The sequence below is a fragment of the Streptomyces sp. NPDC059582 genome (genome assembly GCF_042735715.1).
Taxonomy (GTDB): domain Bacteria; phylum Actinomycetota; class Actinomycetes; order Streptomycetales; family Streptomycetaceae; genus Streptomyces.
On the sequence record NZ_JBHWCC010000027.1, the window covers coordinates 34,241 to 47,841 of the forward strand.

Annotated in this window: 10 protein-coding genes; 9 read left to right on the forward strand and 1 reads right to left on the reverse strand. The window is 70.0% G+C overall.

The window, feature by feature from the left end; translation table 11 throughout:
* Nucleotides 1-105: 105 nt before the first annotated feature.
* From ACFV0T_RS22915 to ACFV0T_RS22950, 8 genes are all read left to right on the forward strand, one after another.
* Nucleotides 106-372 carry a hypothetical protein gene (locus tag ACFV0T_RS22915; protein WP_385782040.1) on the forward strand — a complete coding sequence of 89 codons (267 nt, stop codon included), beginning with the start codon at nt 106-108 and terminating at the stop codon, nt 370-372.
* A 233-nt stretch (nt 373-605) separates the two neighbouring features.
* Nucleotides 606-926 carry a 50S ribosomal protein L21 gene (gene rplU, locus ACFV0T_RS22920; RefSeq protein ID WP_007381993.1) on the forward strand — a complete coding sequence of 107 codons (321 nt, stop codon included), beginning with the start codon at nt 606-608 and terminating at the stop codon, nt 924-926.
* Nucleotides 927-940: 14 nt separating this feature from the next.
* Nucleotides 941-1,195: a 50S ribosomal protein L27 gene (gene rpmA, locus ACFV0T_RS22925; protein ID WP_150470959.1), complete on the forward strand. Its 255-nt coding sequence runs from the start codon at nt 941-943 to the stop codon at nt 1,193-1,195.
* Nucleotides 1,196-1,341: 146 nt separating this feature from the next.
* Nucleotides 1,342-2,778 carry a GTPase ObgE gene (gene obgE / locus ACFV0T_RS22930; protein WP_385782044.1) on the forward strand — a complete coding sequence of 479 codons (1,437 nt, stop codon included), beginning with the start codon at nt 1,342-1,344 and terminating at the stop codon, nt 2,776-2,778.
* A 315-nt stretch (nt 2,779-3,093) separates the two neighbouring features.
* Nucleotides 3,094-4,647, forward strand: coding sequence for an alkaline phosphatase D family protein (locus ACFV0T_RS22935; RefSeq protein ID WP_385782046.1), 1,554 nt, complete (start codon nt 3,094-3,096; stop codon nt 4,645-4,647).
* 877 nt (nt 4,648-5,524) lie between these two features.
* Nucleotides 5,525-7,024, forward strand: a complete 1,500-nt coding sequence (locus tag ACFV0T_RS22940; RefSeq protein ID WP_385782048.1) for a D-ribitol-5-phosphate cytidylyltransferase — start codon at nt 5,525-5,527, stop codon at nt 7,022-7,024.
* Between the two features lie 174 nt (nt 7,025-7,198).
* Nucleotides 7,199-9,307: a hypothetical protein gene (locus ACFV0T_RS22945; RefSeq protein WP_385782050.1), complete on the forward strand. Its 2,109-nt coding sequence runs from the start codon at nt 7,199-7,201 to the stop codon at nt 9,305-9,307.
* A 221-nt stretch (nt 9,308-9,528) separates the two neighbouring features.
* The gene (locus ACFV0T_RS22950; RefSeq protein WP_385782052.1) at nt 9,529-10,752 is read left to right on the forward strand and encodes a glycosyltransferase family 2 protein; all 1,224 of its coding nucleotides are present in this window, start codon (nt 9,529-9,531) and stop codon (nt 10,750-10,752) included.
* Between the two features lie 99 nt (nt 10,753-10,851).
* Here the strand turns inward: ACFV0T_RS22950 and ACFV0T_RS22955 are convergent, their stop codons facing one another.
* On the reverse strand, nt 10,852-12,243 hold the full coding sequence (locus ACFV0T_RS22955) for a polysaccharide pyruvyl transferase family protein (protein ID WP_385782054.1): 1,392 nt from the start codon (nt 12,241-12,243) through the stop codon (nt 10,852-10,854).
* A 233-nt stretch (nt 12,244-12,476) separates the two neighbouring features.
* On the opposite strand from ACFV0T_RS22955, the gene proB reads away from it, so the two are divergent.
* Nucleotides 12,477-13,583, forward strand: a complete 1,107-nt coding sequence (gene proB, locus ACFV0T_RS22960; RefSeq protein ID WP_385782222.1) for a glutamate 5-kinase — start codon at nt 12,477-12,479, stop codon at nt 13,581-13,583.
* Nucleotides 13,584-13,601 lie beyond the last annotated feature (18 nt).

Consider the following 13,601-nt stretch of genomic DNA (forward strand, 5'->3'; position numbering starts at 1 on the left):
GGACAGTCGACACCGACCGGTCCGACCAAGCCTGGCTCCTCCGCGTGGCGCACGGCCCTCACTGCCGACGTCACAGGAGCCGACGTCGGCCGGGCCACCAGGGCGTTGCTTGCTCTCACCTACGACGATCCGGACCGGGATTCGGTCGAGGCGCTCCTCCTGGAGTGTCTCGACCCCGCGGGTCCCGCGGTCGACCCACAGGTGACCGCGCTGGCGGTGACCTGTGCGGGGCACGTCGCCCGGCTGCATGGCCACATCGGCCCGCGTCTGGTCGCTCGTGTACGGGAGCTGCTGCGAGATCCCCTGCTCGGCGGCCGGGCGGAGGACGCGATGGACGACATCGGTGCCTTCGCGTCTGATGCGCTGAACTGAACCGACAGGCCGGGACCGACCGGCTGAGACTGATACCCCACGGGGCCCGGTTTGACCCCTCAAGCCGGGCCCCGTAACCTAGACCGTCGGCGTGTCGACTGGCCCGCCACATCCCCGTAAACCCTCTTCCTCCCGGGTACCGGTACCTAGGTGGCCGGGAGAGGTCGTCCGTGTTCGTTCCCGGGTGACTGGACTGCGGGGGTGCCGTTCCCGAGCGAGAGAGTGAGATCCGCGTGTACGCCATCGTGCGCAGCGGTGGTCGCCAGCACAAGGTTGCTGTCGGCGACATCGTTGAGGTTGACAAGATTTCCACTGCCAAGGTTGGCGACACGGTCGAGCTCTCGACCCTGCTCGTTGTCGACGGCGACGCTGTGACCAGCGACCCGTGGGTGCTGGCCGGCATCAAGGTCCAGGCCGAGGTCGTGGACCACCACAAGGGTGTGAAGATCGACATCCTTCGCTACAAGAACAAGACCGGCTACCGCCGTCGTCAGGGCCACCGCCAGCAGTACACGGCGATCAAGGTCACTGAGATCCCCGCGGCTGCGAAGTAAGGGACTGAGGAGACATGGCACACAAGAAGGGCGCATCGTCCACCCGGAACGGTCGCGACTCCAATGCCCAGCGGCTCGGCGTGAAGCGCTTCGGCGGTCAGGTCGTCAACGCGGGTGAGATCCTGGTCCGCCAGCGCGGCACCCACTTCCACCCGGGCGCGGGCGTCGGCCGTGGCGGCGACGACACGCTGTTCGCGCTGCTCCCCGGTGCGGTGGAGTTCGGGACGTTCCGTGGCCGCAAGGTCGTGAACATCGTTCCGGTCGCCTGATCGGAAGCTTTCGCGAGGCGGACCTCACTTCCCGTTCGGGAAGGCGGGTCCGCCTTTCGCGTGTTACGCAGGAGAGAGGCCGGCCGTCATCGGGCCGGCGCCGAAAAAGACCGTACGTATGACCGAAGTGCTGGAGGCACCCCACCATGACCACCTTCGTGGACCGCGTCGAACTGCATGTCGCCGCGGGTAACGGAGGCCACGGCTGTGCCTCCGTACACCGGGAGAAGTTCAAGCCGCTCGGCGGCCCGGACGGCGGCAACGGCGGACGCGGCGGGGATGTCATCCTCACCGTCGACCAGTCCGTGACCACCCTCCTCGACTACCATCACTCCCCGCACCGCAAGGCCACCAACGGCAAGCCCGGCGAGGGCGGCAACCGCTCCGGCAAGGACGGACAGGACCTGGTCCTGCCGGTCCCGGACGGCACGGTCGTCCTGGACAAGGCGGGCAACGTGCTCGCCGACCTGATCGGGCACGGGACGTCCTACATCGCCTCCCAGGGCGGCCGGGGCGGCCTCGGCAACGCGGCGCTGTCCTCCGCCCGCCGCAAGGCGCCCGGATTCGCGCTGCTCGGGGAGCCCGGGGACCTCGGGGACATCGTCCTGGAGCTGAAGACCGTCGCCGACGTGGCGCTGGTCGGCTACCCGAGCGCGGGCAAGTCCTCGCTGATCTCCGTGCTGAGCGCCGCCAAGCCCAAGATCGCCGACTACCCGTTCACCACCCTCGTCCCGAACCTGGGCGTCGTGACCGCCGGCTCGACCGTCTACACCATCGCCGACGTCCCGGGGCTCATCCCCGGCGCCAGCCAGGGCAAGGGGCTCGGCCTGGAGTTCCTGCGGCACGTGGAGCGGTGCAGCGTGCTCGTGCACGTGCTGGACACGGCCACCCTGGAGTCCGAGCGCGACCCGGTCTCCGACCTCGACATCATCGAGGAGGAGCTGCGGCAGTACGGCGGCCTCGGCGACCGTCCGCGCATCGTCGTCCTGAACAAGATCGACGTACCGGACGGCAAGGACCTCGCCGACATGGTGCGCCCGGAGCTCGAAGCGCGTGGTTACCGCGTCTTCGAGGTGTCCGCGGTGGCGCACATGGGGCTCAAGGAGCTGTCGTTCGGGCTCGCCGAACTGGTGGGGCAGGCGCGTGCCGCCCGCCCGCAGGAAGAGGCCACGCGGATCGTCATCCGGCCCAAGGCCGTCGACGACGCCGGCTTCACCGTCAGCCTGGAGGAGGACGGCCTGTTCCGCGTGCGGGGCGAGAAGCCCGAGCGCTGGGTGCGGCAGACCGACTTCAACAACGACGAGGCCGTGGGCTACCTCGCCGACCGGCTCAACCGCCTCGGTGTGGAGGCGGAGCTGATGAAGGCGGGCGCCCGCTCCGGCGACGGCGTCGCCATCGGCCCCGAGGACAACGCGGTCGTCTTCGACTGGGAGCCCTCGGTCACCGCGGGCGCGGAGATGCTCGGCCGACGCGGTGAGGACCACCGCCTCGAGGAGCCGCGGCCCGCGGCGCAGCGGCGCCGGGACCGGGACGCGGAGCGGGACGAGGCGTCCAGGGAGTTCGACGACTTCGAGCCGTTCTAGACCCCCCGGGCCCGGCTTCACCCACCAGGCCTTCCCAGAAGTTCAAGGAGCCGTTCCGGAGTCCCTCCGGAACGGCTCCTGCGTGCGCCGGTCGGGTCCGGCCTGAGCTGACAGCACGCTCCGGACTGTCCACCGACGGTCCGCAGGACCCGTTGCGGCAAGATCACGTTCGTCTCGCCTTCGCCGCCCCGCAACGGGGTCCTTCTTGTCTGCCTACTTGTCATGCACGTGCAGTGCGCTGTTCAGCGGACCGACCTGCCGCCCGTGGGAGCTTCCGAATGTCCAAGAGGCCGGCGAGGCAGGGGAGTTCGCCCGATGACCGATGTGACCGGACCCGTATCGCCCGACCGTCGCCGCCTGTTGACGGCCGGAGCCGCCGCGCTCGGTGCCGCGGCCGCCGCGCAGCTGTGGCTTCCGGCCACCGCCAGCGCCGCCCAACCCCCACTGCCCGCAGGACTGTTCCGGCTCGGTGTCGCCTCCGGTGATCCACTGCCCGACGGGATCGTGCTGTGGACGCGGCTCGCCCCCGACCCGCTGCACGGCGGCGGCATGCCCGCCCGTGCGGTCCCGGTGGAGTGGGAGATCTCGGAGGACGGCCGGTTCGCCACCGGCGTGCGTCGGGGCACCGCCCAAGCACGGCCCGAGTACGGGCACAGCGTTCACGTGGATGTGCGGGGGCTGCGCCCGGGGCGCACGTACTGGTACCGCTTCCGCGCCGGCGGGCAGATCTCGCCCCGCGGCCGCACCCGCACCGCACCCAACTGGACCGCCCGTGGCCTGCGTGTGGCGCTCGCCTCCTGCCAGAACTGGCAACAGGGCTACTTCACGCCGTACGCCGACATGCGCGCGCAGGACCCGGACCTCGTCGTCTTCGTCGGCGACTACATCTACGAGTCCGCGCCGGCCACCACGGCCGTACGGCGGCACGAGGGCACGGGGGAGCCGTACACCCTGGCGCAGTACCGCAACCGGTACGCCCAGTACCGCTCCGACCCGGACCTCCAGGCGATGCACGCCGCCGCCCCCTGGGTGGTCACCTTCGACGACCACGAGGTCGACAACGACTTCGCCGGCGAGGTCCCGCAGGACCCCGACAAGCAGTCGCACGACGTGTTCGTCGCCCGGCTGACCGCGGCCTACCAGGCGTACTACGAGCACATGCCGGTGCGGGCGAGCGCCGTTCCGAACGGTCCGCACATCCGGATGCACCGCCGGCTGGACTTCGGCCTCCTGGCCCGGCTCAACGTGCTGGACACCCGGCAGTTCCGCACCGACCAGGCGACCAGCCAGGAGGGTGCCCAGAGCCCCTCGCGCACCATGCTCGGCGCCGCCCAGAAGAAGTGGCTCCTCGACGGGCTGCACGGCTCCCCGGCGCGCTGGAACCTCATCGCCTCGCAGATCATGATGGCCGAGACCGATCTCCAGCTCGGCGAGGGCAAGCTCTGGTACTACGACGCCTGGGACGGCTACCAGGTCGAACGCAACGCGCTGCTCGGGGAGTTCGCGGGCGTGCGCAATCCGGTCGTGCTCAGCGGCGACCGGCATCTGACGATGATCAGCGATCTGAAGAAGGACTTCGCCGACCCGCGCTCGGCGGTCGTCGGCGCCGAGTTCGTCGGCACCTCCATCTCCAGCGGCGGCGACCAGGACCAGGCCGCGTTCCACGCCGACTGGGACCCGCGCAAGGCGGACAACCCGCACTGGAAGCTGATCGACGCGCACCGCGGCTACCACCTCTTCGACATCCGCCGCGACCGCATCGACGCACAGGTCAGGGTGGTGGACACGGTCCTGCGCAAGCAGGCGGCGCCCAGGACGCTGGCCCGGCTGCGGGTCGAGGACGGCAAGCCCGGCGTGCGGCGCGTGTGAGACACGTCGTGATCGCGGACCCTGTCACGGTCGCGGCCACCGTGACGGCCACTGTCACGGTCGCGAGCACGCACGGTCGTGAGCGCGCACCGCGGGTGACGTGAGGGGGAAAGGACCGGGACTCATCCCCTTCAGGCTCCTCCAGGCAGCACCTCAGGAAGCCCTCTTACCGTCCGTCGACCATGGAGACGGACGGTAAGAGGGCTTCCTCCGGATGAGCGGGGCCGCTGACCGTGGTCGTGGCCGACGACCGGGCCCGGAACTGACTGCCGGCCGACAGGGCGGCTTCGGCACTGCGGCGGACGCGCACCTTCGAGGCACCGCCCGGGCTGCCGGTAAATCTTCTGCAAATGGTTCCGGACACCGCGAATCGGTCGCTCATCCTCGACCGGACCGAGATGCTGCGGCATCTCCATTAGGAATTCCGCGGTAATGGGCCTGGCCGCCGAACCGTATTCGAAGCTTGTTCGTAACGGCGCCGTCATGCATATGAAGAACACGTGCAGTCCGACGCCACGGGGAGTGAAGACTGCGACCGCGCGCCGGGCCGCCGAGGCCGCCGCCGACCGGTCGCGTACCGTGCGCCAGGCCTCGTCGGAGGAGCTCGTACGGGTGGTCGGGCAGTGCTTCCCCGAGCGGCTGCGGCGACGCTGCACCCTCGATCCGGTCACTCTCGGCAATGTTCCGTACCCTGTGGAGTTACTCACAGCAATTCCAGAGGGATCACGGAACCTTCGCCGCACCTCGCCAATCACCAGGGGCGCAAGGTGAATGACAGGTTGCGCGCACATATGCAGCGGTGGTCGGTCACCTTGCACTGCGGTAACCAAAAGTGGGACCATTTCGAAGTTCCCTGTCGCCCCAAGGTAGGTCACCTGTGTCCCAGCACATAGCCAAGCCCCGTACCACCGCAGTGATCCTGGCCGGTGGCACCGGTCAGCGGGTGGGTCTGTCGATCCCCAAGCAGCTGCTGAAGATCGCCGGCAAGGCAGTCATCGAGCACACCCTGACCACCTTCGAGGACGCCGATTCCGTCGACGACGTCATCGTGCTGATGGCGCCGGGCTTCGTCGAGGACGTCGAGAAGATCGTCGCCAAGGCGGGCCTGAAGAAGGTCTCGCGGATCATCGAGGGCGGCGCGACGCGGAACGAGACCACCGAAAGGGCCATCGCGGCCCTGGGCGAGGGACTGGCCGAGGGCGAGGACGCCAACGTCCTGTTCCACGACGCCGTCCGGCCGCTGCTGTCGCAGCGCGTGATCGACGACTGCGTTGCGGCGCTGGAGCGTTACCAGGCCGTCGACGTCGCCATCCCGTCCGCGGACACCATCATCGTCACGCGCACGCACGGCGAGGACGGCGAGTTCATCACCGAGATCCCGGACCGCTCCCGGCTGCGCCGCGGTCAGACCCCGCAGGCCTTCAAGCTGTCCACCATCCGCCGGGCCTACGAGGTCGCGGCCGGTGACCCGAACTTCCAGGCCACCGACGACTGCTCCGTCGTGCTCAAGTACCTGCCGGACGTGCCGATCCACGTCGTCGCGGGTGACGAGTACAACATGAAGGTGACCCAGCCGGTCGACGTCTTCATCGCCGACAAGCTGTTCCAGCTCGGCTCCACCGCCGCGCCGGAGCAGCGGGACGAGGACGCCTACCGCGAGCTGCTCACCGGCCGGACGATCGTCATCTTCGGCGGCTCCTACGGCATCGGCAAGGACATCGCCGAACTCGCCGGGGCCTACGGCGCGCACGTGTACGCGCTGGGCCGTTCCACCACCGGCACCCATGTGGAGAACCCGGAGGAGGTCGACGACGCGCTGTCCAAGGCGTACGCCGAGACCGGGCGCATCGACTACGTCGTCAACACCGCGGGCGTGCTGCGCATCGGCAAGCTGGCCGAGACCGACAACGCCACCATCGAGGAGGCGCTGAAGGTCAACTACCTGGCGCCGGTGCAGATCGCCCGCTCCTCGTACAAGTACCTCTCCGAGACCAAGGGCCAGCTGCTGCTGTACACCTCCAGCAGCTACACCCGCGGCCGCGCCGAGTACAGCCTCTACTCCTCCACCAAGGCCGCGATGGTGAACCTCACCCAGGCCCTGTCCGACGAGTGGGCCGGCGACGGCATCCGCGTCAACTGCGTCAACCCCGAGCGCACCGCCACCCCGATGCGCACCAAGGCCTTCGGCCAGGAGCCCTCGGGCACCCTGCTCTCCTCCGAGGCGGTCGCCCGCACCTCGCTCGATGTACTGCTGTCCGAGCTGACCGGACACGTCATCGACGTCCGCCAGCAGGACCCGACGGCGCCGGCCGGCAAGGCGTCCGGGTTCGAGCAGGCGTTGGCCAGTGTCCTGGACCGTCAGGACGGCGTGGCATAATTGGCGGCAATTAGTCTTCTGCCATTCAGGCCTCTGTGGTTGCCCGTTCACCCGGCATTCGCAGAGGCCTGAATCTGTAAAACTCCCATATCCTTCACAAGGTGAATTTCCGGTACCTTCCGGACTCCTGATTCGGTCCAGACAACCAGCACCCCTCCCAGAGCAGGTTCCTCCGTGATATCCACAGCTATTCGCGTCGCCCGGGTGGGCAGCGTGGCCGAGCTGGCCGCGGCGGCCCTCATGATGCTGGGCTTCCCCTGCCTCATGCTGGCCGCGCTCGTCCCGAGCGTGCCCGCCTTCGCGGCCGCGGCCGCCGTGACGTACCTGGCGGACCACTATCTGCACCACAAGGGCAGCTATCTCGTCAGCCGCCTGAGCAAGGTGCGGGCCGGTCTGTCGATCCGCTTCCTGATCCGGCAGCTGCTCCTGGTCCTGCTGCTGGCCCGCCTGGACCTCGCGGAAGACCTGGTCTTCTACGGCGCCATCGCCTGCTTCATCGTGTTCTACGGCCTCCAGGCCCCGCACGGCGCGCTGGCGACCCTGATCAGCAACCGCCGCCGTATGCCGGTCGTCACCCGCAACGTCGACCTGGTCTCCCGCGTGCGCATCCCGGACGCCCCGCCGCGCTTCCTGCTGGACCGCTCCGCCGAGAAGATGCTCCACCTCGACATCGCGGCGGTCGTCGGTCTGCTGGTCTCCGCGGTCACCGGCTCGGCCGTGGCCGGCGCCGTCGGCATCGGCGTCACCGTGGTCCTGGCCGCGCTGTACGTCGCCGCGCTGCTGCCGTACCTGCGCGGCACGCGGATCCCGCCGAAGGCCGACAAGGTGCTGGGCGCCATCAGTGCCTGGCTGCGCGAGTACCGGCCGCAGACGGTGCTGTACTTCTCCGGCTCCAAGGACTCCGCCTACCAGCTCAACATGTGGCTGGAGACGATGGAGCGGCTGGACAGCCGGCCGCTGATCATCCTGCGCGAGCGCGTCATCCTGGAGAACCTGGCCCCCTCCACGGTCCCCGTCATCTGCGTGCCCGGAGGGGTGCACCTGATGAACCTGGACCTGTCCACCGTGCGCGTCACGCTCTACGCGGCGAACGTCGGCAAGAACATCCACATGCTGCGCGTGCCCACCATGAAGCACGTCTTCATCGGCCACGGCGACAGCGACAAGCTCGCCAGCGTCAACCCGTTCAGCAAGGTGTACGACGAGGTGTGGACCGCGGGCCGCGCGGGCCGCGACCGCTACGCCATCGCCGACGTCGGCGTACGCGACGAGGACATCGTGGAGGTCGGCCGCCCGCAGCTGGCGCCGATCCGCACCTGGCAGGGCGAGGCCGCCGCCGGCCGCTGCCCGACGGTCCTGTACGCGCCGACCTGGGAGGGCTGGGACGACAGCCCCGGCAACACCTCGCTCCTCCTGGCCGGCGAGAACATCGTGAAGAAGCTGATCGCGGCCGATCCTCCGGTCCGCGTCCTGTACAAGCCGCACCCGTTCACCGGCACCCGCAGCGCCAAGGCCGGCGCCGCGCACCGGCGTATCACCGCCCTGGTGGAGAAGGCCGCCGCCGAGCGCGCCGCCGATCCGCGCTTCAAGGCCGACCCGGCCGCCCAGGCCGGGGCGAAGGCCGAGCTGGTCCGGATCGCGGCGCGGCTCGACGCGCTGTCCGGGGCTGGCAGCGTCCGGGGCGACGAGGCGGAGGCCGCTCGCGACGGCCTGGTCGACCTCAGGAGGCACGAGGAGATCGCCCGGCTGCGCGCCGAGTGGGACGACGCCTACTGGCGTTCCTTCGGCACCGCCGAGCACCGGGTGATCAAGGGCACCGAGCCGCGCCTGTACGACTGCTTCAACGTCTCCGACGCGATGGTCTCCGACATCTCCAGCGTGGTCTCCGACTTCATCGCCAGCGGCAAGCCGTACGCGGTGACGGACTCCGCCGAGCTGGGCGTGGACGAGTTCAAGCGGCAGAACACCGCGGTGCGCGCCGCGGTGATCCTTTCCAACGGCGCGGCCGAGCTGGACGAGCTGCTGGACGCCGTACGCGATCCGGCCGCGGACCCGCTGGCCGCGGACCGGGCGGAGCTCAAGCGGTACCTGCTCGGGCCGGACGAACCGACGTCCATCGAGCAGTTCAACACCGCGGTCGCGAACCTCGCGCGGAAGGCCGAGGCCCGCAACGTCGGCCAGCGTTCGCACGTCGCGCTCGACGAGGCGCGGCCGGCGCCGGCCGTGCCCGGCCAGCGGGTGGCGGCGGCCGGTGAGGCGGACGGCGTGACGGCGGCCGGCTGACCGGCCCACGTACGCGACGCTTCGGCCCCCGGGGACTCCCCGGGGGCCGAAGCGTTTTTACCCGCGCTCTTACCGTCGCGTATTAACCTGATGGCTGGCTTGTATTCCTGTGATGTGCATCACTAGTACAGGAGGGTGAGGCAACCACCCGCCGCCTTCGATCGTCTACCGGGTAGCCAATTAGCTCAATAGGGGGAAATTTTCCGTGACAAGGGGGAAATGTGACCGTGGCGCAGCCTGATGTGAGCGTGATCATCGGGGCGTACGAGGCGATGCCGTATCTGGTCCAGTGCCTGGCTTCGGTCGAGGCGCAGACCATCGACCCGGCACGCGTCGAGGTCATCGCGGTCGACGACGGTTCCGCCGACGGCACCGGCGACTACCTGGAGGAGTTCGCCGCCCGTGCCCCCATGTCCGTCACGGTGATCCGCCAGGAGAACTCGGGCGGCCCCAGCGGCCCCCGCAACGTCGGCCTCGGCAAGGCCGCCGGACGCTACGTCTTCTTCCTCGACGCCGACGACCGGCTCGGCCCCGAGGCGCTGGAGCGCATGGTCGCCATGGCCGACGAGAACGGCACCGACGTCGTGCTCGGCAAGGTCGAGGGCGTCAACCGCAACGCGCCCAAGTCGATGTGGGGCAAGTCCCTCAAGCGCACCGACGTCTACTCCTCCAACATCAAGTTCACGCTCAGCGCGCAGAAGCTCTTCCGTCGCGCGCTGCTGGAACGGCACGGGATGCGCTTCGACGAGTCCCTGTGGACCGGCGAGGACGCGCTGTTCACGATGGAGGCGTACCTGCGCGCCGACGGCGTCTCCGTCGTCGCCGACCACACCTGCTACTACCTGGTGGGCCGCGACGACGGCAAGCACGTGACGAAGAGCGGGAGCTACACGCTCCGCTTCGACTCGGCGCGGGCGCTGATGAAACTGATCGCGGACATGGTCCCGGCCGGCTCCAAGCGTGACGTGCTCATGGTCCGCCCGTTCCAGGTCACACTGCTGCCGCAGTTCGGTCCGGTGTTCCTCAGGGACGACGAGGAGGTCCGCCGGAACAAGTTCGAGCTGGCCAAGCCGCTGATGGACGCCTACTGGAACGAGGGCGTCGCCCACCGGCTCAAGGTCCACGAGCGGCTGCGCCTGCACCTGGTCGCCCAGCAGCGCCCCGACCTGCTCAAGGACGTCATCGAGTTCGTCAAGGCCAAGCGGCAGGCCGCTGCCATCCTGGAGAAGCGGGGCACCCGGGTCTACCTGGTCTACCCCCACTTCCGCTCCAGGAAGGCCGGGATACCCGACCGCGTCTACCTCGCCGAGCCCCGCGAGGCCGAGGCCTTCCTGGGCTGGCGCGAGGGCGTGGCCGCCTCCTTCCTCCGCCGGGCCCTGCGCAAGGTCCGCCGCGCCCTGCCGTCCCGTCCCGTTCCGCCGGGGGGACCCGCGGCGGCGGTCTGACCCCGGACAGTCCCGGCACGGCCCGTCCGCACGAACCGAGCCCGGCCTTCTGGGGAGGCCGGGCTCGGTCGGTTCTCGCGGGTCGGGTTCCCGGGTGCGCTACTGCCGTCCGGATTGCAGCGCCCGCCGGAGCGGTCCGCCCACGGCGCGCCGGGCCCGGCGGTAGACCGAGGAGCCGGACGAGGCCGCGGCGGGCTTCCCGGCGGCCTTGGCACGCGCCAGGTCCCGCTTCAACTGGGCGTTGTCCGAAGCCAGTTCGGTCATACGGTGCTGGAGCCAGCCGAACCGCGAGGTGAGCGAGACGAGGTCCGCGTCGTTCCAGGGGCGCACGCCCGCCGGGAAGTCCAGCGACCGCATCCGCGCCTCGAAGGCCGCGCCGCCGTCGCCGTGCGTGAACGTGTTCTCCAGCCCGTTCCGGTCCAGGAAGCCGGTGAAGCGCTCGAAACGCTCCTGGTGGCCGCCGGTCAGCTCACCGAAGTCGGCCTCCTCGTAGAGCTGTGCGGGGTCGATGTCCTGCGGCAGCCCGTCCAGCAGTCGGTGCGGGATGCCGAAGTAGCGGCACAGCTCCAGCGTCCGCGAGTCCCCGCACAGCACGGTCGCCGGCGTGCCCGCCAGCAGTGCCGCGATGTTGCCGTGGATACGGGAGCCGAACGAGAAGTCGAACGCCCGCAGGTCGTCGATCCAGGTGACCGGGTCGACGTACACGCGGACCTTGTCCTCCCGGTACATCGGGTGGTCGGGGTGGGTCGGGATCGTCGTCACCCGGGCGTTCGGGTGCGTCAGGTCCCGCCAGTGCAACTGCCGTGCGTCACTGGTGTTCTGGCCGATGAAGCGCAGCCGCGGATAGCGGGCGTGGGCGTGGTCGATGACCCGGTCCAGGCCCTGCGACCGCACCGCGCTGTGCGAGCCGTTGACCGCGATCCGGGAGTCCGTCGTCAGCGCCTCCACCCGCTTGTCCACGGCGAGTTCCTTGCCGTACATGAACAGCGACGGGCAGCCGATGACCTCGACGTCCCGGAACCCCAGCCCCTTCAGGTACGTCTCGGTGAACTCGCCCCGCACCCCGATGGAGGCACTGCGCTCCAGCACGGCCGCGCAGAAGTCGCGCACCGCGGGCTCGATGGACTTCAGCCGCGCCGGGTCGTAGGTCACCCCGGTCTGCGCGCCCACCCCGAGCACCACCACCGGGATCCGCAGCTTGCCGATGAGCCGGGTCAGCCGTTGCAGACCGGACTCGAACGACGGCCGGAAGGCGTTGGCGAGCGGCACGACGAAGGCGTCGTACTCCTCGTTGATCCGTCCGGCCGCGGCGACCTCGGCCCGCATCCCGTGGGACACCACCTCGGTGCCCGGTGTCTCGAGGATCTTGTGGGCGGCGTCGCTGAAGATCAGGTTGCCGGAGTTGGTGGCGATCACGTCGCGGTGGAGGGCTTCCTCCAACGGGACGACGTCGTAGGGGCTCTTCCCTGACCTCAGGAGAATACGCTTCACGGCGTGAACTTTAGGTGGCACGGAGTTCACATTAAATTTGGGTTGTCTTTAATTTCTATGAGCAACTCATGCAACCTTTTCGCCGTACGCAAAGCGTGAGCGAACGGCTACGGTGCGCCCGTCCGGGGACTGGACCGATGCGCGAGGCCCGACCCGCTTCGCGTAGATTGCCAGGCGGGACGCCGGACCTACGCGAGGGGACGTCGAGCAAGGTGGCAGGGGCAAGGCAGGCCGTGGGCGAGGCCCGCAGGATCGTCGTCAAGGTGGGTTCCTCGTCGCTGACCACAGCCTCGGGCGGACTGGACGCCGACCGGGTCGACGCGCTCGTGGACGTCCTCGCCAAGAGCCGCAGCGGGGGAGAGCGGGAGGTCGTCCTCGTCTCCTCCGGCGCCATCGCCGCCGGCCTCGCCCCGCTGGGCCTGCGCCGCCGCCCCCGGGACCTGGCCCGCCAGCAGGCCGCCGCCAGCGTCGGCCAGGGCCTGCTCGTGGCCCGCTACACCGCCTCCTTCGCCCGCTACGGCGTCCGCGTCGGCCAGGTGCTGCTCACCTCGGACGACATGAGCCGCCGCGCCCACCACCGCAACGCCTCCCGCACCCTCGACAAGCTCCTCGCCATGGGCGCCTTCCCGGTCGTCAACGAGAACGACACCGTCGCCACGGACGAGATCCGCTTCGGCGACAACGACCGCCTCGCCGCCCTCGTCGCCCACCTCGTCCACGCCGACCTGCTGGTGCTGCTCTCCGACGTCGACGGCGTGTACGACGGCGACCCCGGCAGGCCCGGCACCTCCCGGATAGCGGAGGTGCGCGAGCCGGCCGACCTCGCGGGCGTCGAGATCGGCAGCGCGGGCAAGGCGGGCGTGGGCACCGGCGGCATGGTCACCAAGGTGGAGGCGGCCCGGATCGCGGCCGCGGCCGGCATCCCCGTGGTGCTCACCAGCACCGTCCACGCCGCCGAGGCCCTCTCCGGCGGCGACACCGGCACCTACTTCCACCCCGCGGGGAAGCGCTCCGCCGACCGGCTGCTGTGGCTCCAGCACGCGTCCACCCCGCAGGGCTCGCTGACCCTGGACGACGGCGCGGTGCGCGCGGTCGTCGAGCGCCGCACCTCGCTGCTGCCGGCCGGTATCGCCGCCGTCGAGGGCGAGTTCACCGCGGGCGACCCCGTCGAGCTGCGCGACGCCACCGGGCGTGCGGTGGCGCGCGGACTGGTCAACTTCGACGCCAGGGAGATCCCCCTGCTGATCGGCCGCTCGACCCACGAGCTGGCGCGCGAGCTGGGCCCGGAGTACGAGCGCGAGGTCGTACACAGGGACGACCTGGTGATCCTGCACCCGTAAACCGGGTCGAACGGCCAC